24 protein-coding genes and 2 pseudogenes are annotated in these 22,349 nt (G+C 73.3%); 2 read left to right on the top strand and 24 right to left on the bottom strand.

What is annotated here, in order from left to right; all coding sequences use genetic code 11:
- Positions 1-669: 669 nt before the first annotated feature.
- The 8 genes and pseudogenes from PKE99_RS22985 to trmD all read right to left on the bottom strand — a co-directional run bounded on the left by PKE99_RS22985 (position 670) and on the right by trmD (position 7,009).
- Complete coding sequence (locus PKE99_RS22985; RefSeq protein ID WP_037046947.1) at positions 670-2,091, bottom strand: recombinase family protein; 1,422 nt, start codon at positions 2,089-2,091, stop codon at positions 670-672.
- Between the two features lie 34 nt (positions 2,092-2,125).
- Positions 2,126-2,368: pseudogene (locus PKE99_RS22980) on the bottom strand (magnesium chelatase domain-containing protein); the annotation flags it as partial.
- Complete coding sequence (locus tag PKE99_RS22975; RefSeq protein WP_037047145.1) at positions 2,368-2,736, bottom strand: YraN family protein; 369 nt, start codon at positions 2,734-2,736, stop codon at positions 2,368-2,370. The pseudogene PKE99_RS22980 and the gene PKE99_RS22975, both read right to left, overlap by 1 nt.
- Positions 2,737-2,871: 135 nt before the next feature.
- Positions 2,872-3,195, bottom strand: coding sequence for a DUF2469 domain-containing protein (locus PKE99_RS22970; RefSeq protein ID WP_037046945.1), 324 nt, complete (start codon positions 3,193-3,195; stop codon positions 2,872-2,874).
- On the bottom strand, positions 3,192-3,992 hold the full coding sequence (locus tag PKE99_RS22965) for a ribonuclease HII (protein WP_081924213.1): 801 nt from the start codon (positions 3,990-3,992) through the stop codon (positions 3,192-3,194). The genes PKE99_RS22970 and PKE99_RS22965 overlap by 4 nt, the downstream gene beginning before the upstream one ends.
- Positions 3,993-4,053: 61 nt before the next feature.
- The gene (gene lepB, locus PKE99_RS38865) at positions 4,054-5,688 is read right to left on the bottom strand and encodes a signal peptidase I (RefSeq protein ID WP_306470750.1); all 1,635 of its coding nucleotides are present in this window, start codon (positions 5,686-5,688) and stop codon (positions 4,054-4,056) included.
- 43 nt (positions 5,689-5,731) lie between these two features.
- Positions 5,732-6,091, bottom strand: a complete 360-nt coding sequence (gene rplS, locus PKE99_RS22955) for a 50S ribosomal protein L19 (RefSeq protein WP_037046942.1) — start codon at positions 6,089-6,091, stop codon at positions 5,732-5,734.
- Between the two features lie 165 nt (positions 6,092-6,256).
- Positions 6,257-7,009, bottom strand: coding sequence for a tRNA (guanosine(37)-N1)-methyltransferase TrmD (trmD, locus tag PKE99_RS22950; protein ID WP_037046940.1), 753 nt, complete (start codon positions 7,007-7,009; stop codon positions 6,257-6,259).
- Here trmD and PKE99_RS38860 point away from each other — a divergent pair.
- Both PKE99_RS38860 and PKE99_RS38855 read left to right on the top strand, forming a co-directional pair.
- A pseudogene (locus PKE99_RS38860) lies at positions 6,987-7,265 on the top strand (MgtC/SapB family protein); the annotation flags it as partial. The gene trmD and the pseudogene PKE99_RS38860 overlap by 23 nt on opposite strands.
- 64 nt (positions 7,266-7,329) lie before the next feature.
- Complete coding sequence (locus PKE99_RS38855; protein ID WP_051737559.1) at positions 7,330-7,587, top strand: hypothetical protein; 258 nt, start codon at positions 7,330-7,332, stop codon at positions 7,585-7,587.
- On the opposite strand, the gene PKE99_RS22940 is transcribed toward PKE99_RS38855, so the two are convergent.
- The 16 genes from PKE99_RS22940 to ftsY all read right to left on the bottom strand — a co-directional run.
- Positions 7,588-8,154, bottom strand: coding sequence for a Clp protease N-terminal domain-containing protein (locus tag PKE99_RS22940; protein ID WP_037046933.1), 567 nt, complete (start codon positions 8,152-8,154; stop codon positions 7,588-7,590).
- An 11-nt stretch (positions 8,155-8,165) separates the two neighbouring features.
- Positions 8,166-8,381, bottom strand: a complete 216-nt coding sequence (locus PKE99_RS22935) for an Lrp/AsnC family transcriptional regulator (protein WP_037046931.1) — start codon at positions 8,379-8,381, stop codon at positions 8,166-8,168.
- Between the two features lie 111 nt (positions 8,382-8,492).
- The gene (gene rimM / locus PKE99_RS22930; RefSeq protein WP_081924193.1) at positions 8,493-9,128 is read right to left on the bottom strand and encodes a ribosome maturation factor RimM; all 636 of its coding nucleotides are present in this window, start codon (positions 9,126-9,128) and stop codon (positions 8,493-8,495) included.
- Entirely contained in the window at positions 9,106-9,345 is a 240-nt protein-coding gene (locus tag PKE99_RS22925) for an RNA-binding protein (protein WP_037046929.1), read from the bottom strand. The genes rimM and PKE99_RS22925 overlap by 23 nt, the downstream gene beginning before the upstream one ends.
- On the bottom strand, positions 9,342-9,791 hold the full coding sequence (rpsP, locus tag PKE99_RS22920; RefSeq protein ID WP_037046927.1) for a 30S ribosomal protein S16: 450 nt from the start codon (positions 9,789-9,791) through the stop codon (positions 9,342-9,344). Before rpsP ends, PKE99_RS22925 begins: the two co-directional genes overlap by 4 nt.
- Before the next feature lie 147 nt (positions 9,792-9,938).
- Positions 9,939-10,781: a CPBP family intramembrane glutamic endopeptidase gene (locus PKE99_RS22915; RefSeq protein ID WP_231498241.1), complete on the bottom strand. Its 843-nt coding sequence runs from the start codon at positions 10,779-10,781 to the stop codon at positions 9,939-9,941.
- Positions 10,782-10,835: 54 nt separating this feature from the next.
- Positions 10,836-11,903, bottom strand: coding sequence for an amidohydrolase family protein (locus PKE99_RS22910; RefSeq protein WP_425566431.1), 1,068 nt, complete (start codon positions 11,901-11,903; stop codon positions 10,836-10,838).
- On the bottom strand, positions 11,903-13,441 hold the full coding sequence (ffh, locus tag PKE99_RS22905; protein ID WP_037046924.1) for a signal recognition particle protein: 1,539 nt from the start codon (positions 13,439-13,441) through the stop codon (positions 11,903-11,905). The genes PKE99_RS22910 and ffh overlap by 1 nt, the downstream gene beginning before the upstream one ends.
- A 207-nt stretch (positions 13,442-13,648) precedes the next feature.
- Entirely contained in the window at positions 13,649-14,272 is a 624-nt protein-coding gene (locus tag PKE99_RS22900) for a P-loop nucleotide/nucleoside kinase family protein (protein WP_051737558.1), read from the bottom strand.
- A 223-nt stretch (positions 14,273-14,495) separates the two neighbouring features.
- Positions 14,496-14,834: a P-II family nitrogen regulator gene (locus tag PKE99_RS22895; RefSeq protein ID WP_037046923.1), complete on the bottom strand. Its 339-nt coding sequence runs from the start codon at positions 14,832-14,834 to the stop codon at positions 14,496-14,498.
- On the bottom strand, positions 14,831-16,108 hold the full coding sequence (locus PKE99_RS22890; protein ID WP_156067664.1) for an ammonium transporter: 1,278 nt from the start codon (positions 16,106-16,108) through the stop codon (positions 14,831-14,833). The genes PKE99_RS22895 and PKE99_RS22890 overlap by 4 nt, the downstream gene beginning before the upstream one ends.
- Positions 16,109-16,198: 90 nt before the next feature.
- Complete coding sequence (locus PKE99_RS22885) at positions 16,199-18,535, bottom strand: [protein-PII] uridylyltransferase (RefSeq protein ID WP_425566430.1); 2,337 nt, start codon at positions 18,533-18,535, stop codon at positions 16,199-16,201.
- Positions 18,536-18,725: 190 nt separating this feature from the next.
- Positions 18,726-19,064 carry a P-II family nitrogen regulator gene (locus PKE99_RS22880; RefSeq protein WP_037046918.1) on the bottom strand — a complete coding sequence of 113 codons (339 nt, stop codon included), beginning with the start codon at positions 19,062-19,064 and terminating at the stop codon, positions 18,726-18,728.
- 166 nt (positions 19,065-19,230) lie between these two features.
- Complete coding sequence (locus tag PKE99_RS22875; protein WP_037046916.1) at positions 19,231-19,569, bottom strand: P-II family nitrogen regulator; 339 nt, start codon at positions 19,567-19,569, stop codon at positions 19,231-19,233.
- Between the two features lie 3 nt (positions 19,570-19,572).
- A complete protein-coding gene (locus PKE99_RS22870) occupies positions 19,573-20,931 on the bottom strand; it encodes an ammonium transporter (RefSeq protein ID WP_051737584.1) in 1,359 nt (452 codons plus the stop codon).
- Between the two features lie 289 nt (positions 20,932-21,220).
- A partial coding sequence (gene ftsY, locus PKE99_RS22865) for a signal recognition particle-docking protein FtsY (RefSeq protein ID WP_271214911.1) occupies positions 21,221-22,349 on the bottom strand: 1,129 nt, incomplete at its 5' end.

Genomic DNA, 22,349 nt, shown 5'->3' with positions numbered 1-22,349 from the left:
TGTCCTGGCCCCCCTGTCGGCCCCCAAAAAACCGCAGGTCAGCGGGCTGCGGTTGATCAATCACCACCAGGCGCGCGGCTGGGGTGCCGGGTCGGCTTTCGAGGGGTCCCCTGCCTTGAGGTTGCAGCTCCTGCATGCGGCGATCAGGTGGCTCGGGTCGTCACCTGCTACCTCTCGGGCGACGGTGTGGTGGACGTGGTCGGCCTTGCTCGTGCAGCCACTGAGGCTGAGCCGGCATCGGTAGCTGTCACGGGCCAGCACTAGGGCACGGGTCTGCCGCCATGCGCGGGTGCTGCCCTTCTTCCACCTCTTGGACACAGCATCAGGCTATGGCGGGGACACTCGGGGACATCGTGTCCCAGCCCATTCCTGCAGGTCAGACAGGGTGGGACATCGGGGACACGCTTGTCCCACCCCCCCTGTCGCGTGAGTGGGCGCGGGCTCGGTTGTGGGTCTTGCCAGCAGGCGTCGAATTCGGCCTCTGACCTGCGTATATATATAAATGATCTTGATCTATTTTCTTTCACTCGCGTAACACGCGAGGCCGAGCGACAGAGGGGGGGTGGGACAAAAGTGTCCCCGTTGTCCCCGACCCTGTTTCCGCAGGTCAGGGGCTGGGACACGGCTGGGACAAAGTGTCCCCGTTGTCCCCGCCTGTCCCCGCGTCCCCTACTGCTTCCACTCGATCCGCACGGCACGCGGGTCGAAGTAACCCTTGCCGGGCTGCCAGCCGGGAGGCCGCCCTTTGGGGGCAGGCATGAGGGTCACGTCCATCAGGCTGCGGACGACCGCCTTCCGCTTCCCGACTCCTGCGGCGTTCCATGCGGCCCGCACGTCGACAGCGTCCGCGATCCCGACGAGCGGTGAGACGCCCGTGTGCGACGCGATCTCCGCGTCCAGCTCCTCACTCTCGGCTCGCAGCTCCGTGGTCGCCTCGGTCAGCTGAGCGCCCGTGATGACGCCTCTCCCGAACAGGGCCGCCAGCTCCTTGAGCCGGTTGGCGTTGTCCTCCCGGCGGGCGTGCAGTGCCTCGAGGTCCACGCGCCGGTCCTCGGGGGCGAGGAGGAGCCGGGAGTCCGGTCGGGACAGCCGCTCGATCGCGACCTCGGAGACGAACTGGTCGAGAGGCTCGGCGATGCGGGTGAGGTGGGAGCCGTTGCGGCAGCGGTAGGCCGGCTTCGTGACGTTCCCCCGGTGGGAGGTGCGGGTGGCGGCCGACCGCATGGTGGTGCCGTCGCCGCAGTAGCCGCACAGGTACAGCCCGGACCCCAGGTACACGAGGTCCGACGAGCGCGGGGCCCGTCGGCCTTCTGCGGTCAGGAGCCGGCGCACGTTCCGCCACTTCGCCGGGTCGACGATGGCCGGCCACTCAGCCGGGCCGACCTCCGTCCCTTCGTGCTCGACGATGCCTGCGTTGCGGGCCCGCAGGAGGACGTTCCGGAGGTTGCGGGAATCCCACGGCGTGCCGGCGGAGGTCGAGATGCTGCGGGAGGCGAAGTCTCGCGCGACCGACGACAGGGCCTCGCCTGCCAGCACCCGGTCGGTCGCTTCGGCTACCAGCTTCGCCTCTTCAGGGCGAACGGTGACGCCGTCGCTCTCGTACCCGAACGGCCGGCGTCCGCCGCGCCACTTCCCCGCAGCTGCGGCCTGAGCCTTCGCCGACTTCTGCCGCTCGATCATGTGGTCCACCTCGTATCGGGCGACTGCCCCGAGCTGCCGGGCGACCATCCTGCCCGAGGGTGTGGCGAGGTCGAGCGGGCCGGCCTTCACCGTGTGGACGGGTACGCCGCGCGGCTCGCAGGTGGCGATCCATTCCTCCAGCTCGGCCGGGCTGCGGTGGAGCCTGTCGCTGTGCCAGGCCAGGACGAGGTCAACCTTGCCGTCTCGGATGTCCTGCAGCAGCTGTCGGTAGCCGGGTCGGGGCTTCCCTGAGTAGGCGGACAGGTCGTTATCCCGGTGGACGGCGACAACCTGGCCGTTGAGCTTCTCGGCGAGTTCGCGGCACTCTCGCTCCTGGCGTTCGACGCCCAGACCGGCGCCTTCGCGGTCCTTGGAGATTCGGACATAGATCGCCACGCGGGGAGCACTCACCGTAGTAGTGTCTCACTTGACACATCGCCAGGTCGAAGCGGGATCCCGTCTTGCGCAGCGTGGCCGGGGAGAGCGCGAGCAGGATCCGCACCGACGGCCACTCCCGGCCCGAGTTCACGATCGCCGACCGCATCCGGTGCACCGACTCCTGCAGCGCGGTGTCGGCCAGCCCGACGATCTGGACGCCGGGGATCCCGCCGCCCACGAGCGCCTCGATCTCGACGGGCACGCCCTCGACGCCGTGCAGCGCCACGGACCAGCCCCGGGCGAGCGCCATCAGAACGCCGCCTCGTAGTGCTCCAGGGTGACCGGCCGGCCGGGGCGCATCAGCACCGCGACCACGTCGAACCGGATCTCGCACCACGCCACGTGGTGCGCCGCGAGCCAGGCCTTGGTGACCCGCCGGATGCGCTGGGCCTTGAGCCCGGTGACGGCCTCGGCGGGCTCGCCGTACCGGGTGCCGGAGCGGGTCTTGATCTCGCAGACCACCAGGCGGGTGCCGTCCCGCTCCCGCTGGGTGGCCACCACGTCGATCTCGCCCTCCCGGCACCGCCAGTTCCGGGACAGCACGACGAGGCCCTTGCGTTCGAGGTACTCGACCGCGACGTCCTCGCCGCGGCGTCCGAGCTCGTCCTTGGCTGCCATGCCGGACACGATCTCCGCCCGCACCGACCCGTGGGGCGGAACTCGGAAAGTGCTCCACAGGAGCCGCGGACGGTGGACAACCGCCGGTGTCGACGGCCGGGAGGACCGGAACCGTCGGGGGGAGGTGCTAGGGGCCTAGTGGCCGAACTGGTCGCCCTCGGGCAACCGCAGGTCCGGCTTGTCGAGCTCCTCGATGTTGACGTCCTTGAACGTCACCACCCGGACGTTCTTCACGAACCGCGCCGGCCGGTACATGTCCCAGACCCACGCGTCGGACATCCGGACCTCGAAGTAGACCTCGCCGTCCGCGTTGCGGGGTGCGACGTCGACGGAGTTGGCCAGGTAGAAGCGCCGCTCCGTCTCCACGACGTACGAGAACTGGGAGACGATGTCGCGGTACTCCTTGTAGAGCGTGAGCTCCATCTCGGTCTCGTACTTCTCGAGATCCTCGGCGCTCACGACTCCACTCCCCCTGCGACCCTGTCCTCGCCCGCGTCCCCGACGAGGAGCGCCTCGTCGTCCGCGGCGAACTCCGCGTCCTCGATGTCCCCGGTCTCCTCGCCGGACGCCCCATTCTGGACCAACGCCACGCGATCGCCGACGCGGGCCACCGAGGCGACGTTCACGAACGAGAACCGGTGCTCGGGGCAGGGGCCGTGCTCGGCGAGGGCGGCATCGTGCACCGGCGTGCAGTAGCCCTTGTGCTCGGCGAAGCGGTACTGCGGGTACCGCCCGTCCAGCTCGACCATCAGCCGGTCCCTGGTCACCTTGGCCAGCACCGACGCCGCCGCCACGCAGGCCGCCGTGAGGTCGCCCTTGGGCACCGCGAGGGTCGGCCTGCCGAACCCGCGGACGGGGAAGCCGTCCGTGAGGACGTAGCCGGGTGGGTGGCTCAGGCCCGCGACGGCGCGGCGCATGCCCTCGATGTTGGCGACGTGCACGCCCCGCCGGTCCACCTCGGCGGGCGGGATCACGATCACCGAGAAGTCCTCGGCGCGGCGCAGGATCCGGTAGTAGAACTCCTCGCGCACGGTGTGCGTGAGCATCTTGGAGTCGGTCAGGCCCTCGAGCCGCTTGGCGTCGCCGGGGCGCAGCACACACGCCGCGACCACGAGCGGACCGGCGCAGGCCCCGCGGCCGGCCTCGTCGACGCCCGCGACGGGGCCGAGGCCGTGCCGTTGCAGCGTGCTCTGCAGGGTCCACGTGCCGGCGGATGCGCGCACGGTCGCCCGGCCGGGCTTCCACCCCGGGGGCAGGAGCTCGGCGGGACGCTTCCGGCGGGGGCGGCGGGCGGGCCGCTGGACGGGTGCAGCCACCTCAGGTTCGACGTCGGCGGGGCAGGAACTCCTCCTCGGCCGCCAGCAGGGATCTCCTGCGGAGCAGCCAGAACGGCACCACGCCGAGCACCCCCAGGGCGAGCGGTGCGCCGTCCCCGGCGACCCCGAGGGCGGTCGCCTGCGACTGCTGCGGGTTCGTGCTGTCGATGAAGCCGAACCGGCTGACCGGCAGCACCTTCATGCGGGCCTTGCCGATGACGTTGTCGACCGGGATGGGCCCGTGGCCGTCGATGCGGGAGTCCGACGAGTTGTTGCGGCTGTCGCCCATCACCCACAGCTCGCCCTGCGGCACCGTGATCGGGCCGAACGGGATCTGCCGCGCCGGCCCGGCCTCGGGCAGGTAGTAGATGTAGGGCTCGTCGAGCGGCTGGTTGTCGACCATGACCCGGTTGCGGGAGTCGCAGCACGACACCGTCTGTCCGCCGACGGCGATCACGCGCTTGACGAAGTCCTTCTCGTCCGGCGGCGCGAGCCCGATCAGGGACAGGAACTGCTGGACGACCTCGCCGAACGTGCTGGTGGGCTCGTCGACCGTGAACTCGGTGTTGACCCAGGAGTCCGGCCCGCGGAACACGACGACGTCCCCGGGCTGCGGATCGCCGAACCGGTAGGTGACCTTGTCGACGAGCACGCGGTCGTTGTTGCAGCCGGTGCAGCCGTGCAGCGTGGTCTCCATCGAGCCCGACGGGATCACGTACACCTTGGCCAGGAAGGCCTGGATGAGGATGGTGAGGACCAGCGCCACACCGACGAGGAGCGGAAGCTCCTTCCAGAAGGTGTTGCGCCGGCGCCGCCCCGAGCGGGGCTTCTTGCCGCCGGGACCGCGCTTCGGCACGTAGTCCGACGCGGGGTGGCTGCCGGACGTGGCACCCGCGCGGCGGCGGTGCCGGCCGGGGACGCCGTCGGACTCGGCGGCGGAGGGGTCGACCCGGCGCTGGGGCTCGACGGTCGAGTCGGCCGGCGCGGTCTCCTCGGTGACCTCCGCGTCCGCCTCCGCGGGCACGGGCGGCATGCCGACGACGTCCGTGGGGCGGTCGTCGTCGAGGGGGCGCCGGGGCGAGCCGCGGCGGGGGTCCGGCGGGCCGCCCAGCGGGGCACCGACCGGCCGGAAACCGGGGCTGCTGTGCGCGGGCGGCGGGCCGGCGGGCCGGAAGGGCTGCTCACCGTTCTGCGGGAGGCCGTTCGACGGGGGCCGCCCGTTCTGCGGGAGGCCGTTCGACGGGGGCCGCCCGTTCTGCGGGACGCCGTACTGCGCCGACGGCGCCGGGCCCGGGAACTGCGGGGCCGGCCCGTTCGGCGGCGCCTGCCCGTTCCGGAGCCCGTTCCCGTTCTGCGGGGCCTGCGCGGACTCCGGTCCGTACCCGTTCTGCGGGGGGTAGCCGTTCGACGGCACATACCCGCTCGACGGGGGCTGACCGTTCCCGCCCGGCCCGCGCCCGTCGAACCCGCCCTGCGGCCCCGGGAAGGGCGCGCCGGCGGGTCCGGTGCCGGGGACGTGCCGCGCGGGCACCTCACCGACGGGAGCGCCACCGCCCGACCGGGGGTCGGACGGGTCCGTGGGCCCGTACCGCCGCGACGGGGCGCGGCGGTCGTCGGGGAGCTCGGGTGACGCCACGTGGTGAGGCTACGTCAGGGCCGCGTCTCGAAGGGGTGACGGCTCAGGACGCGGTCGGGGTCTCGCGCTTCTCCTTGATCTTGGCGGCCTTGCCGCGCAGGTCACGGAGGTAGTAGAGCTTGGCGCGACGCACGTCACCCCGCGTCGCGACCTCGATCTTCTCGATGTTCGGGGTGTGCACCGGGAAGGTGCGCTCGACGCCCACGCCGAACGACACCTTGCGGACCGTGAAGGTCTCGCGGGCGCCGGCGCCCTGACGCCGGATGACGACGCCCTGGAACACCTGGACCCGGGAGCGGTTGCCCTCGATGACCTTCACGTGCACCTTGAGCGTGTCACCCGGCCGGAAGCTGGGGATGTCGGAGCGCAGGATCTGTGCGTCCAGGTCGTCCAGGGTGTTCATCGCGCGGTCCGTCCTCGTCCAATGTTCGTCGTGCAAGCGTGTGTGCCGGGGCTCGGGCAGGGGCACCCATCCCCGATGGGAGGCGCCGACACACGTTCGTCGGCCCGTGGCAACCCGTCCATAGTGCCAGACGGGTTCCGGGCGGGTGACACCGGTGGGGGCCGGTCAGCCCCGCTCCGCTGCCCCCAGGGTATCGAGCACCGCGCGGTCGGCCGCGTCCAGGGCCCCCTCGGGCAGCGCGGCGAGGAGATCGGGGCGCCGCTCGGCCGTCCGCTCGAGGGCTCTGTCGCGCCGCCAGCGGTCGACGGCGGCGTGGTTGCCGCTGCGCAGCACGGCCGGCACCGGCAGGTCCCGCCACACCTCGGGCCGGGTGTAGGAGGGCCCTTCGAGCAGGCCGTCGGAGAAGGAGTCCTCGGCCGCCGAGCGCGGGTTGCCGAGCACGCCGGGCAGCAGCCGGGCGACGGCCTCGACCATGACCAGCACCGCCACCTCGCCGCCGACCAGCACGTAGTCGCCGATGCTCACCTCGTCGACGGGCATCCGGGCGGCGAAGTGGTCGACCACGCGCTGGTCGATGCCCTCGTAGCGGCCGCAGGCGAAGACCAGCCGCTCCTCCCCCGCCCAGGCCCGCGCGGCGGCCTGCGTGAACGGCCGCCCGGCGGGGGTCGGCACGACGAGCCGCGCGGGCCCGTCCGCCAGCACCTCGTCGAGCGCCTCGCCCCACACCTGGGGCTTCATCACCATGCCCGGCCCGCCGCCGTAGGGGGCGTCGTCGACGGCCTGGTGGACGTCGTGCGTCCAGTGCCGCAGGTCGTGCACCCGGACGTCGATGAGTCCCTTCTCGACCGCCCGACCCAGCAGCGCCTCGCGCAACGGGGCGAGGTAGCCCGGGAAGATGGTCACGACGTCGATCCGCACCGGGCGGATCCTGCCAAAGAGGAGGTGGCGAGGTGCCCTCGGCCTGTCCTCGCTGTGGTCCTCCGGCGGGCAGTGGTCCCTCGTGCTCCCGGTGCTGCTCGCGCTGGTCCTGACCACGGTGATCGGGCTGGAGCGCGAGGCGGGCGCGAAGAGCGCGGGCCTGCGTACGCACACGCTCGTCGAGGTGGGCGCGGCGGTGTTCATGCTGGTGTCGAAGTACGGGTTCGGCGACCTGCTCGGCACGGAACACGTCGCGCTCGCCCCGTTCCGGATCGGCGTTCAGATCGTCTCGGGCATCGGGTTCATCGGCGGCGGGCCCGGTGCTGCGGCTCCGCTACGCCGGCGGCAGCGGCATCCTCCGCACGGTCCCGCAGCTGTGCACCCGGCGGGGGTGGGCGGTGCAGGACCTCGCGATCGCGCGGGAGAGCGTGAGCGACGACGGCGCCGGGGTCGCCGCCGTCCCCCTCCGGCTCGCGGGCCGGGGCGATCTCACCGCGCTGGCGAGCGAGCTCGCCGAGGTCGAGGGCGTCCGCTCCGCCCGCACGGGGCACGAGGACGCCTTCGACGTGGAGGAGTGATCAGCCGCTCGCCTCGCCGTGGCCGAGCCCCTCGACCGCGGAGCGCATGCCGTCGAGCGTGACGCCGCGGGCCGCCAGCAGGTCCCGCGCGCCGCCCTCGGCGTGCAGCAGGCCGAGGAGGACGTGCTCGCTGCCGATCTCGGAGTGCTTGAGCCGCAGCGCCTCGCGCAGCGAGAGCTCGAGCGCCTTCTTCGAGGCGGCGTCGAACGGGATGTGCCCGAACATCCGGCGCTGCTTGCCGGCCCGCGTCCGGTCGAGCGCGCCCGGCCCGAACGTCTCCTCCGCCTGCCGGCGCACCTCGTCCAGGTCGATGCCCAGCAGGGCCAGCTTCTCGGCGTCGGGCGCCGCCTCGGCCCGCGCGAGCCGCGCGATCTCCGCCTCGACGTCGGCCCGCTCGACGCCCGCGCGGCGCAGGAGCGCGGCGGCCGTCGACTCCGGCGTCGCCGGGGCGTCGTACAGGCCGAGGAGCAGGTTCTCGGTCCGGATCTGCGCCTGCCTGCGCTCGCGGGCGTCCTCCTGCGCGTGCACCACCGCGGTGCGGGCCGCCAGCGTGAACCTCTCGAACATCGCGTCTCCCCCTAGTACCCGAGCCGCCGGTACTTCTTGTGCACCGCCTGCTTGCTCACCTGCAGCACGCCCGCGATCTGCGCCCAGGACCAGCCCTGTGCCCGCGCGTTGCCCACCTGCAGCTCCTCGAGCGACTCCTGCAGCGCGCGCAGCGCCGCCACCGCCGCCAGGCCGACGTGCGGGTCCTTGCTGGACGCCGCCGCGGCCACCGCCGTCGCATCTGTCATGCCGTCAACCTACGTTGACGACGCCGAGCCGTCAACCTTGGTTGACGACGACGGCACGAGAAAGGCCCCGCCGCGGTGCGACGGGGCCTCTCGGTACAGATCAGGTGCAGGTCAGGGGGTGTCGAGGTTCAGCAGGCCCTCGGGCGGGTCGACGACCACGCGCCCGCCCTCGAGGTCGATCGTCGGCACGATCTCGGTGACGAACGGGACCAGCGCGTCGGGCCGGCCCTCGCGGGCGACGGCCAACAGGTCGCCGCCCGGACCGAGGACCACCTCGCGCACGGTCCCGAGCACGATGCCGTCGGGCAGCTCGGCGCGCAGGCCCTCGAGCTGGTGGACGTGGAACTCCTCCGGGTCCTCCGGCGGCGCCAGCTCGGCCGTCGGCACCAGCAGCTGCGCACCGCGCAGCTCCTCCGCCTTCGTGCGGTCCGGCGCCTCGCGGAAGCGGACGAGCAGCCGCCCGGAGTGGGGCCGGCTGCTCTCCACGGTCAGCGTCGCGTCCGGGGCGTCCCGCCGCCGGGCCCGCAGCACGGAGCCCGCGGCGAAGCGCTCCTCCGGTGAGTCCGTGCGCACCTCGACGGCCAGCTCGCCGCGCAGGCCGTGGACCTTCGCGACGATCCCGACGAGGACGTCCCCGCTCCCGGGACCGGCCGTGGCCCGAGGGGCCGGCGCGGCCGGCCTCCGGATGCCCGCCGACGCCCGCCGCCGGGCTCCCGCGGGCGTCCTACCGGTCGGTGTCGACGACATCGACCCGCACACCCCGTCCGCCGATGCCCCCCATCACGGTGCGCAGCGCGGTGGCGGTCCGCCCGCCGCGACCGATGACCTTGCCCAGGTCCTCGGGGTGCACCCGGACCTCGAGCGTGCGGCCCCGGCGGTTCGTGACGAGGTCCACCCGGACCTCGTCCGGGTGGTCGACGATGCCCCGGACCAGGTGCTCCAGGGCGTCCGCCAGAACGCTCACGACTCGGTCGACTCCGCCGCCTCGTCAGCCTTGGGGGCCTCGTCGGACTTCTCGGCCTTGGCGGCCCTCTTCTTCGGCGTGGTGGCCTCGGTGGTCGGCTCCTCGCCCGCGGCGGCCAGCGCGGCGTTGAAGCGCGCCAGCTTGTCGACCTTCTCCGGCTGCGGCTTGAGGGTGCCCTCGGCGCCCGGCAGGCCCTTGAACTTCTGCCAGTCGCCGGTGATCTCGAGCAGGTGCTGCACCGGCTCGGTCGGCAGCGCGCCGACGCCCAGCCAGTACTGCGCGCGCTCCGAGTCGATCTCGATCAGGCTCGGCTCGCTCTTCGGGTGGTACTTGCCGATCGTCTCGATGGCGCGCCCGCTGCGGCGGGTGCGCGAGTCGGCGACGACGACGCGGTAGTACGGCTGACGGATCTTGCCCAGACGCATCAGCTTGATCTTGACGGCCACGCTTCTCGGTGCTCCTCGCGGATCGTGTGTGCTGCTCGTGAGTCAGCGCAGGACCGCGTGGGGGTACGGCTCGCTCACTCGACTGCTCCCGGCCGCGGCATCGGTAGAGGGCCGGCCACGGACCCGACGCACCATTCTGCCAGACGCCTACAGGGACGCGGGCACCCCTCCGGTCAGCGCGAGCGCCAGTCCGAGCGCCGGCAGCAGGTTGTTGACCTGGTGCGCCACGATGCTCGCCGGCAGCCGCCCGGTGAACACCCGCGCCAACCCGATCGGCAGCGCCACGACCAGGAGCAACGGGGTGCGGGTCAGCTCGAAGTGGGCCATCGCGAACAGCAGCGTGGTGATGGCGAAGGCCACCCACCGGTTCGCCCCGTGCTTGGTGACCGCCCCCCACAGCAGCCCGCGGTAGACGATCTCCTCACAGAGCGGCGCCACGAACGCGACCAGCACGAACACCCCGAGCGCGACCGGCCAGCCGACCCGGATGCCGTCGAACGCCTGCCCGACGGCCGTGGTCGCGTTGTCCGGTCCGACGACCGCCACGTAGACCAGGGACGCCGGGACGCTCACGACGAGGCCGCCGAGGCCCCACAGCAGGCCGGCGGCGACGTCCCGGGCGGTCCACGTCAGGCCCAGGTCGATCCGCGGGCCGTTGCCGCGGACCCGGGTGATCAGCAGCGCCGTCGCCGCCGCCAGCACCGTCGGCACGGACAGCCCGAGGATCACGGCGGCGACCGACGGCCCCTCGGGATCGGCCAGCAGCGCGGCGATCAGGAACGACGATCCGAGGAAGAGGATCTCGACCAGCACGTACGCCCCGATCCCCCAGCGGTGCGGGGGCGGGTCCTCCGAGGCCGGCGGCTCCGGCGCACCGGCCGGGGCCTGCTGCGGCGGGTACGGCGGCGGGTCCTGCGGTGGGGCGGACGGGAACGGGCCGGTCGGCGGCGGCGCGGACGGCGGGTCCGGGATCGGGTCGGGCTGGCCCACGATCACGACGCTACCGGGCGCGGGCGCGCACGGCGCCCCCGCCGGGCGCCGGGTTCAGTACCGGCGGCCGCGGAGCAGGACGAGCGCCGGGTCGCGCAGGACCGCCGGGTTCCGGCGCGGGTCCTCCCGGTACGCGACCAGGTCCGCGGACGTGCCCGGCTCGAGGCCCGGCCGTCCGAGCCAACGGCGGGCGGTCCAGGAGGCGGCACCCACGGCGTCGGGGTGGCCGGCCTGCCGCAGCGCCTCGATCTCGTCGGCGATCCGGCCGTGCCGGATGCCGCCGCCGGCGTCCGTGCCGGCGAAGACGGGGACGCCGGCGTCGATCGCCCGCCCGACCGTGTCCCGGGCGGTGCGGTGCAGCTCCCGCATGTGCTCGGCGTAGGCGGGGTACTTGCCGGCCTTGTCGGCGATCCCCGGGAACGTGTCGACGTTGATCAGCGTGGGCACCAGCGCGGTCCCGCGCTCGGCCATCTCGGCGATGAGCTCGTCCGTGAGTCCGGTGCCGTGCTCGATGCAGTCGATCCCGGCGCCGATCAGCCCGTGCAGGGCCTCGGTGCCGAAGACGTGCGCGGTCACCCGGGCCCCGGCCGCGTGCGCGGCGTCGATGGCGGCCTTCAGCACGTCGTCCGGCCAGAGCGGGGCCAGGTCGGCGTCGGCGCCCATTCCCCGGTCGATCCAGTCCCCGACGAGCTTCACCCAGCCGTCGCCCGCGGCGGCCTGCTCGGCGACGGCGTCGGGCAGCAGGGCCGGGTCGTCGAGGTCGATCGACAGGCCGGAGATGTACCGCTTGGGCCGGGCCAGGTGCCGGGCCGCCCGGATGATCTCCGGGAGGTCCTCGCGGCCGCGCAGCGGCGAGGTGTCCGTGGGCGAGCCGCAGTCGCGCAGCAGCAGCGCGCCCGCGTTGCGCTCGACGACCGCCTGCTCCTCGCACTCCGCCAGGTCGGCGGGCGCGCCGCCGGTCGCGATGCCGACGTGGCAGTGGGCGTCGACCAGCCCGGGGAGGATGAACGGCGCGTCGACGACCTCGGCGCCGGGCAGGGGCTCCGCGCTGACCCGGCCGGCGTCGTCGACGTACAGGTCCGTGCCACCGTCCGGGAGGACGGTGCCGCGCAGGTGCAGCACTACTTGCCCTTCTTGTTCCCGAAGTTCAGCTTCGACGGGTCGAAGCCGGGCGGGAGCTGGTCGAGGCCGGGCGGCAGCTGCTGCAGGCTGGGCGGCATCTGCGAGAGGTCGGCGCCGAAGGGGTTCGCTGCGGCGGGCGCCCGGTTCGGCCGGCCGCCCTTCTTCGCCTGCTTGGCCTTGCGCTTGTTCTTCGCCTGCTTGCGGGTGGCCGAGCGGCCGCCGCCGAACCCGAACTGGCCCGCCATCATCTTCATCTGCTTGCGGGCCTCGAAGAAGCGGTTGACCAGGTCGTTCACGTCCGAGACGGTGACGCCCGAGCCGTTCGCGATGCGCAGCCGCCGGGAGCCGTTGATGATCTTCGGGTCGGCGCGCTCGGCCGGCGTCATGCCGCGGATGATCGCCTGCAGCTTGTCCAGCTGCCGGTCGTCGACCTGGGCGAGCGCCTCCTTCATCTGCGCGGAGTTGGCGCCCGGGAGCATGTTGAGGATGTTCCCGATCGGGCCCATCTTGCGGATGGCGAGCATCTGCTCGAGGAAGTCCTCCAGGGTGAGCTCGCCCGTGGAGATCTTCTGCGCGGCCTTCTGCGACTGCTCCTCGTCGAAGACCCGCTCGGCCTGCTCGATGAGGGTGAGCAGGTCGCCCATGCCCAGGATCCGGCTGGCCATCCGGTCCGGGTGGAAGACGTCGAAGTCCTCGAGCTTCTCGCCGTTCGACGCGAAGAGGATCGGCTGGCCGGTGACCTCGCGGACGGACAGCGCGGCACCACCGCGGGCGTCGCCGTCGAGCTTGGTGAGCACGACGCCGGAGAAGCCGACACCGTCCCGGAACGCCTCGGCCGTGGCCACCGCGTCCTGACCGATCATGGCGTCGACGACGAACAGCGTCTCGTCCGGCCGGACCGCGGCCTTGATCTCGCTGGCCTGCTGCATCAGCTCGGCGTCGACACCCAGGCGGCCCGCGGTGTCGACGATGACGATGTCGTACTGCTTCTCGCGGGCGAACGCGACACCGCGGCGCGCGACGTCGACCGGGTCGCCGACGCCGTTGCCCGGTTCCGGCGCGAAGGTCGGCACCCCGGCGCGCTCGCCGACGATCTGCAGCTGGTTCACGGCGTTGGGCCGCTGGAGGTCGCAGGCGACCAGGAGGGGCGTGTGGCCCTGGTCCTTGAGGTGGCGGGCCAGCTTGCCGGCCAGCGTCGTCTTACCGGAACCCTGCAGACCCGCGAGCATGACGACGCTCGGCGGCTCCTTGGCCAGCGCGATCCGGCGGGTCTCGCCGCCGAGGATGCCGATGAGCTCCTCGTTGACGATCTTGACGACCTGCTGCGCCGGGTTCAGCGCCTGCGAGACCTCGGCACCCTTCGCCCGCTCCTTGATCCGAGCGATGAAGGACCGCACCACCGGCAGCGCGACGTCGGCCTCGAGCAGCGCGATGCGGATCTCGCGCGCCGTGGTGTCGATGTCGGCGTCGGACAACCGGCCCTTGCCGCGCAGGTCGCGCAGCGCTCCGGACAGGCGGTCGCTCAGGGTGTCGAACACCCCAGCGAGTCTACGTGGCCCCGCCCCCGGGACGCAGACCCCTGCTCCCGTCCCCGCACCCCGCGAGTCGGGAGCTTCGGCACCGCGAGTCGGGAGCTCCGGCAGCGCGAGTCGGGAGCTCCGGCAGCGCGAGTCGGGAGCTTCGGCAGCGCGAGTCGGGAGCTTCGGCAGCGCGAGTCGGCAGTTCCGGGCGACCGAGTGTGCGATTCAGGAAGTGACGGCGAGACCGCGGGCGGCCGTGGGGCGGTCGAGGGAGATCGCGCGTGCCCACGGCTCGCCCAGGTTGCCCCCGGCGATCCGGGCCGCGACGCCGTCGGCCCGGCTCACGTGCCGGGCGAAGGACCGGCTCTGGATCATGCGGCCGCGATCGGCCTGCCCGCGCAACGCCTCCTCGGGCGCCGCGTCGATCCAGACGAGGTACGCCGCGCGGCCGGTGAGCCGGGCCAGGCCGCGGACCAGGCGCCGGAGCCGCGTGGACGTCGCCGGCAGGTGCACGACGACGACGCGGGCGGACCCCGTTGCGGCCAGCACCGCGGCGACCCGGTGCAGGAAATGCACCAGCGCCCGGATCCGCGGGTACGGCACCCCGGGCAGGACGCGCGTCAGCAGGTCACGCTGGGTCTCGGAGTCGAGCACCCGCAGCCCGGGCCGCTGCGGCATGCGACGCAGTAGCGTGCTCTTGCCGGCGCCGGGCACGCCCGCGACCAGCACCAGCGCGCGGCCCGGCACCGACAGCCGCACCGGCGCCGCGGCACCTCCGGCGGGCCCGGGCCCCAGCGGGAGGGGCAGCGGGCGGGGCGGAGTGTCGCCGGGCACGGTCGCGAGGGTCATGGGCACCCAACGTCCGGTTCCGCCGGTTCGTTCCGCCCACCCGGTTCCGCACAGCGTGGCCACAGCTACCGGCCCGCGACCTCCCGGGATCGCGCCTTCGGTCACGTGAAGTGCCGACTCGCGGTGCCGGAACTCCCGACTCGCGGTGCCGGAAGTCCCGACTCGCGGTGCCGGAACTCCCGACTCGCGGGGGCCACAGCGCGACTCGCGGGAACGCGGGGACTCAGAGGGCGTCGGCGCCTCGTTCTCCCGTGCGGACCCGGACGATGGTGTCGACGGGGGTGACCCACACCTTGCCGTCGCCGATCTTGCCGGTGCGGGCGGCGTCGACCAGGGCGTCGACGACCCGGTCGGCCACCGCGTCGTCGACCACCACCTCGACCCGGATCTTCGGCACGAAGTCCACGGCGTACTCCGCGCCCCGGTAGACCTCGGTGTGCCCCTTCTGCCGGCCGAAGCCCTGCACCTCGGTCACCGTCATGCCCAGGACGCCGAGCTTCTCGAGCGCCTCCTTGACGTCGCCGAGCGCGAACGGCTTGACGATCCCCGTCACCAGCTTCATGTCCAGTTCCTCTCCGGTCCCGAGCCGCGGGTGCGCAGCGGCGAGTACTCGTAGGCGCTCTCGGCGTGCTCGGCCTCGTCGATCCCACCGGTCTCGACGTGTTCCGGCACCCGGAACCCGATGGTCCGCCGCACCAGCCACGCCAGCCCGGCGCTGCCCGCGAAGGCCCACCCCGCCGCGACCAGGATCGCGACCACCTGCGCGCCGAGCAGGCCGAACCCGCCGCCGTAGAGCAGCCCGTCGCGCCCGGCCGGGTTGACCGCGTCGGTGGCGACGAACCCCGTCAGGAGGAGCCCGACCATGCCGCCGACGCCGTGGATGGCGACGACGTCGAGCGAGTCGTCGTAGCCCAGCCGGTACTTGAGCCGGATCGCCAGCTGGCAGACGACGCCCGCCGCGACCCCGATCAGCAGCGCGCCGAAGGTGTCGACGTACCCGCAGGCGGGCGTGATCCCCACCAGCCCCGCGACCGCGGCGGACGCGCCGCCGAGGCTGGTGGGCCGGCCGTCGAGCCGATGCTCGAGCGCCAGCCAGGCGACGACCGCGGCAGCGGCGGAGGTCATGGTCGTGACGGAGGCGTTGCTCGCCACCGCCCCCGCGGCCAGGGCGGAGCCGGCGTTGAACCCGAACCAGCCGAACCACAGCAGGCCCGCGCCCAGCAGCACGAACGGCAGGTTGTGCGGGCGCATCGGCTCGTGCGGCCAGCCCCGCCGCTTCCCCAGCACCAGCGCGAGGGCCAGCGCCGACGCCCCCGAGTCGATCTCGACGGCGGTCCCGCCGGCGAAGTCGAGCGCGTGCAGGGTGTTGGCGAGCCAGCCGCCCTTCTCGGACACCGCGCCGTCGAACGCGAAGATCCAGTGCGCGAGGGGCACGTAGACGACGAGGGTCCAACCGGCCACGAACAGCGTCCACGGCCAGAAGCGGGCCCGGTCGGCGATCGCCCCGGACAGCAGCGCCCCGGTGATCACGGCGAACATCAGCTGGAACATCGCGAAGGCCTGCACGGGCACCCCGTCGACCACGAGATCGACCTCTCGCAGCCCCGCGAACTCGAACCCGCCGACGAGCCCGGCGTGCGAGTCGCCGAACACGAGCGAGAACCCGACGAGCACCCAGACCAGGCCGATCACGCCCAGGCTGACCAGCGACATCATCATCATGTTGAGCACGCTGGAGGCGCGGACCATGCCGCCGTAGAAGAACGCCAGGCCCGGCGTCATCAGCATGACCAGCGCCGCGCAGCCCAGCACGTACGCCGTGTTCCCGGTGTCCATCACGCTCCTCGCCGTCGGCCGGGAGCATGATCCGTACCCTGTGTTTCCCGAATGTTTCGGGATGTTACGACCGCATGAAACGGCTCGGGCTCAGCGTTTCGCGGAGGTTGCGCGCACCTTCCCCGTCGCGGCGAGGACCGCCTGCTCGATGCGCCGGCGGTCGGTCCGGGGCACCTGTCCGTCGGGACCGGGGCCGGACACCCCGAACGAGTCGACGACCGACGCGCCGAGGGTGGCCACGCGGGCCCACCGGATGTCGAGCCCCGAGTCCTCGAGCGCGGCGGCGACCCGGTGCAGCAGCCCGATCCGGTCCTGCCCCCGCAGCTCGACGACGACGGCGCCGGTCGCCTCGTCGTCGAACCAGAGCACGCGGGGCGGGGCGGTCCGCTCCACCGCCTCGGTGGTCGGCGCGTAGTCGCGTTCCTTGCGGGCCAGCGCCTCGGCGAGCCCGAGGGTGCCGTCGAGGACCCGGCCCAGGTCGTGCCGCACGACGGCCGGGTCGGGCAGCCCTCCGAACCGCGGCGACACGGCGAAGCTCGCCACCGCCACCTCGCCCTCGGTCGTGACCGAGGCCGCGTGCACCTCGAGCGAGTGCAACGCGAGGACCCCGGCCGCGGCGGACAGCGCCCCGGGCCGGTCCGGCGTGCCGATCACGACCGTCGCGAGGTCCTGGTCCGAGATGAGCCGCAGCTGCGGCCTGCCCTCCTTCTCCACGCCCGCGACGACCTCGGCCGCGGCCTGTTCGGCCGTGTCGGCGATCCGGACGGGCCCGGGCGGCGGCTCGCCGATCATCAGCGCGCGGACCCGGCCGCTGAGGTCCCGGATCAGCGCCCGCTTCCACGGGCTCCACACACCCGGCCCGGTGGCCAGCGAGTCGGCCTCGGCCAGGGCGTCGAGCAGGTCGAGCAGTAGCGGGTTCCCGCCGAGGGTCTCGACGATCCGGCTGAGCGTGGCCGTGTCGTCGAGGTCGCGGCGGGTGGCGGTGTGCGGCAGGAGCAGGTGGTGGCGGACCATCGCGCCGAGCGTCTCGACGTCCCGCTCGCCGAACCCGAGCCGCCGGCCGATCTGCAGCGCGAGCGACTCCCCCACCTCCGAGTGGTCGCCGCCGCGACCCTTGCCGATGTCGTGCAGCAGCGCCCCGACCAGCAGCAGGTCCGGACGCGAGACGCGGGTGGTCAGCGTGGCGGCCTGCGCGCAGGTCTCGACGAGGTGCCGGTCGACGGTCCACATGTGCGCCCGGTCCCTCGGCGGCAGGTCCCGCACCGCGCCCCACTCGGGGAACAGCCGTCCCCACAGCCCGGTCCGGTCGAGCGCCTCGATCACGTCGACCATGCCCTCCCCCGTGCCGAGCAGGGAGAGCAGCTCGCCGAGGGCGGCCCGCGGCCAGGGTTCGCGCAGCTCGGGGGCGGTCTCGGCCAGCCGGTGCAGGGTGCCGGCGGCGACCGGCAGCCCGGTGCGCGCGGCGGTCGCGGCGACGCGCAGCACGAGGGCGGGATCGCGGTTGGCGGCGGCGTCGCGGGCGAGGGTGACCTCGCCGGCGTGCTCGACGACCCCGGAGTCCAGCGGCCGCCGGACGGGCGCGCGGCGCAGCGCGGAGAGCCCGCGGCGCGGCAGCGCGGCCTTGGCGGCCCGCAGCCCGACCTCGGCGGAGAAGGCGACGGCCCGCGCGGCCCCGGAGATCGCCCGGGCCAGGTCGAAGCGGTCGCCGAGCTCGAGGGTCGAGGCGATCTCGTCGGCGTCCTGGGCGCGCAGCACGTCCCGCGCGCGGCCGGCGATCCGGTGCAGCTCGGTGCGCACGTCGAGCAGCAGCGTCCGGGCCTCGGTGACCTCGCCGGAGGGCCGGTCGACCAGCTGCGCGGCGGCGAGGTGGTCGAGGAGCTGGACGTCCCGCAGCCCGCCGTGTCCGGACTTGAGGTCGGGCTCGATGCGGTGGGCGACGTCGCCGACCTTGGCCCAGCGGTCCCGGGCGGAGTCGGCGATGTCGTCGAAGCGGTTGCGGATGCCGGCGCGCCACGCCTGCCGGACGGCCTGCTTGACCTTCTCCGAGAGCGCCGGGTCGCCCGCGATGTGCCGCAGCTCGAGCAGACCGTAGGCGGCCCGCAGGTCGGTGGCCGCCACTTGGACCGCCTGGCCAGGGGTGCGGACCGAGTGGTCCAGCCCGATGCCGGCGTCCCACAGCGGGTACCAGAGCTGGTCGGCGAGCCGGTCGACGTCCTTGCGCCCGTCGTGCAGCAGCACGAGGTCGAGGTCCGAGTACGGGGCCAGCTCGCGCCGCCCCAGCGCCCCGACTGCGACCAGCGCCGCGCGGTCCGAGATCCCGATCGACGCGCACCGCGACGACAGCCAGAAGTCGTGCAGGTCGACCAGCGCGGTCCGCAGCGCGTCCGGGGCGAGCCGCCGCCGGCCGTTCTGGCGGTCCAGCAGCACGGCCTTCGCGCGGACGAGATCCTCCGCCGAACCCGACGCCGGTCCCGCCCCCGACCCAGACCCCGGACCCGATCCCACTGCCGTCACCGACTCGCCCTCGTTACTGCCGGCCCGCGGCCGGCTCCGCTCCACCCCGCCGTGGGCGTCCCCGACCCCGGCACGACCGCCACGGCTGTCACCGCCACGAGCCTCACAGCGCGTCCGGGCCCCGCTCCCCGGTCCGGACCCGCACCACCGTCTCGAGCGGGACGACCCACACCTTCCCGTCACCGATCTTCCCCGTGCGCGACGCCTGCACGACCGCGTCGACGGTCTTCTCGACCACCGAGTCGTCGACGACGATCTCGATCCGCACCTTGGGCACGAAGTCCATCTGGTAGTCGGCGCCGCGGTAGACCTCGGTGTGCCCCCGCTGCCGGCCGTAGCCGGTCACCTCGCTGACGGTCATCCCCGCCACGTCCAGCCGCTCGAGGCCGGCCCGGACGTCGTCGAGCGCGAAGGGTTTGACGATCGCGGTCACGAGCATCATCACGGTTCTCCGATCGGTGGTGGGTCGGCCGGACCGACGGCACCCGCCCGCCCCGGGAGGGGACGGAACGGGAGGAATCAGACGCCCTCGCGAGACGCCGGAGGCCCGCCGTGCCGAGTGGCACGACGGGCCCCGCCAGATCGGACGGATGCCGTCGGGCGGTCCGTCAGATGGCGTCGGTCCCGCGCTCGCCGGTGCGGACCCGGACGACGGTCTCGACCGGGGCGACCCAGACCTTGCCGTCGCCGATCTTGCCGGTGCGGGCGGCCTCGACGACCGCGTCGACCACCTTGTCCGCGAGGGCGTCGTCCGCGACGACCTCCACCCGGACCTTCGGCACGAAGTCCACGGAGTACTCCGCACCCCGGTAGACCTCGGTGTGGCCCTTCTGCCGGCCGTAGCCCTGGACCTCGGAGACGGTCATCCCGAGGACCCCGATCTGCTCGAGGGCGCCCTTGACGTCCTCCAGCACGAACGGCTTCACGATGGCGGTGATCAGCTTCACGGCTCAGCTCTCCTTGCCTGCGGCGACGTGCGCGGCCGCCTGCGGGGTGGCGGCGTCCGGGCGCGGGGTGCCCGCGGTCCCGGCCAGCCCGCGGTGGCTCGAGAAGTCGTAGCTGGTCTCGGCGTGCTCGGTCTCGTCGATGCCGGTCGCCTCGTCCTCCGGGCTGATCCGGATCTTGCCGCCGAAGATCGCCTTGACGATCAGCGCGATGACGAAGGTCAGGATGCCCGAGTAGAGGAGCACCGCCAGCGCGCCGACGACCTGGCGCCAGAGCTGGTCGACGCCGCCGCCGTAGAACAGGCCGGCCACCGCCGCGCCCGAGCCCGGGTCGGCGAAGAAGCCGATGAGCACGGTGCCGGCGAGACCACCGACGAGGTGAACGCCGACGACGTCGAGCGAGTCGTCGTAGCCGAAGCGGAACTTCAGGCCGACGGCCAGGGCGCACAGCGCCGAGGCGATGGCACCGACCGCGATCGCGCCCATCGGCGAGACCGAGGAACAGGCCGGGGTGATCGCGACCAGACCGGCGACGACACCGGACGCGGCGCCGAGGCTGGTGGCCTTGCCGTCGCGGATCCGCTCGACGAGCAGCCAGGCGAGCATCGCGGCGCAGGTGGCGATGATCGTGTTGATCATGGCGTAGGCGGCGAGGCCCGAGGAGCCGACGGCCGAACCGGCGTTGAAGCCGAACCAGCCGAACCACAGGATGCCGGCCCCGAGCATGACCAGCGTCAGGTTGTGCGGGCGCATCGGCTCGCGCGGCCAGCCGCGGCGCTTGCCCACGACGATCGCCAGCGCCAGCGCGGCGACACCGGCGTTGATGTGGACCGCGGTACCACCCGCGAAGTCGATCGCCTTGAGCTGGTTGGCGATCCAGCCGCCGGTCTCGGCGGTCACGCCGTCGAACGAGAAGACCCAGTGCGCGACCGGGAAGTACACGACGGTCGCCCAGATGCCGGCGAAGAGCAGCCAGGCGCCGAACTTCATGCGGTCGGCCACCGCACCCGAGATCAGGGCGACGGTGATGATCGCGAACGTGGCCTGGAAGCCGACGAACACGAGCGCCGGGATCGAGCCGACGAGCGGGAAGCTCACGTCGGGCGCCGCGTCGGTGGCGACGTAGTTGCCGACGAACAGGCCCTTCAGGCCCCAGTGTTCGGTCGGGCTGCCGAGCAGGCCGCCGCCGACGTCGTTGCCGAAGGCCATCGAGTAGCCGTAGAGCACCCACAGGACGCCGACGAGCCCCATCGACGACAGGCTCATCATCATCATGTTGAGCACGCTCTTGCTACGGACCATGCCGCCGTAGAAGAACGCGAGCCCAGGCGTCATGAACAGCACCAGCGCGGTACTGGTGAGCATCCACGCGGTATCGCCGCTGTTGAACGCGTCCACGGATCTCCCTCCCGATCGTGTCCGCACCCTCGGTGCGGCAGGTGCCGGAATAATCGAAGCGGGATGTTTCCGGGAAGATCGCACTATGTTTCCGGGGGATGAACCCCGTCCCCCGGCGGGTTACATCCAGGTTTCCCCTCCCGGCCGTGGCGGCTCGTGCGCACAGCGTGACGGGAAATGTGACCGTTTCGTGCCCTTGCGCCGGGGACGTCACGATCGGTGATCATCCCCGGCAGCGGCCGGACCGTACGGGAGCTCAGCCCAGCAGGGCGTCGACGAAGGCCTTCGGCTCGAACGGGGCCAGGTCGTCCGGGCCCTCGCCGAGGCCCACGAGCTTCACCGGGACGCCGAGCTCGCGCTGCACGCGGAAGACGATGCCGCCCTTCGCCGTGCCGTCGAGCTTCGTCAGGGCGATGCCGGTGACCTTCACGACCTCGCCGAAGACGCGGGCCTGGATCAGCCCGTTCTGGCCGGTCGTGGCGTCGAGGACGAGGATCACCTCGTCGACCTCGGACTGCCGCTCGACGACGCGCTTGACCTTGCCCAGCTCGTCCATCAGGCCGGTCTTGGTGTGCAGCCGGCCGGCCGTGTCGAGAATGACCGCGTCGGCGCCGTCGGCGGTGCCGCGCTTGACGGCGTCGAACGCGACGGCGGCCGGGTCGGCCCCCTCGGGACCGCGGACGACGGCGGCGCCGGCCCGCTCGCCCCACGTCGCGAGCTGCTCGGCCGCGGCGGCACGGAAGGTGTCGGCCGCACCCAGGACGACGTGCCGGCCACTCGCGACCAGCACGCGGGCGAGCTTGCCGGTGGTGGTCGTCTTGCCCGTGCCGTTGACGCCGACGACGAGCAGGACGCCCGGACGACCGTCGTGCGGCAGCGCGCGGATCGAGCGGTTCGCCTCGGTCTCGAGCGCCTCGGTGAGGACCTCGCGGAGCAGCTGGCGGGCCTGGTCCGGGGTGCGGACGGCACGGCGGGCCAGCTCGTCGCGCAGGATCTCGACGAGCTCGGCGGTCATCTCGGGGCCCAGGTCGGCCTGCAGGAGGGTGGCCTCGACGTCCTCCCACGACTCCTCGTCGAGCTCACCGCCCCCGAGCAGGCCGAGCAGGCTCTGGCCGAACGCGGAGCGCGAGCGGGAGAGGTTGCCGCGCAGCCGCTCGAGGCGCCCCTCCGCGGGGGCGATCTCCTCGGTGGGGGCCGGCGGGGCCGTGGGTGCGGGCGCGGCCGGCGGCGCGGTGGTCTCCGCGGGCGGGACCGGGGTCGGGCGTTCGACGGGCGGGGCCTCGGGGGCACGCTCGGCCGGCGGGGCCTCGGGGGCACGCTCGGCCGGCGGGGCCTCGGGGGCGTCGGCGACCGGGGCCGGGGTGGTCTCGACCACCTCGGTGACC

Origin of the sequence: Pseudonocardia halophobica (assembly GCF_027922425.1) — a bacterium.
In the GTDB taxonomy this organism is placed as follows: Bacteria; Actinomycetota; Actinomycetes; order Mycobacteriales; family Pseudonocardiaceae; genus Pseudonocardia; species Pseudonocardia halophobica.
This window is presented reverse-complemented; position numbering and strand designations above follow the sequence as displayed.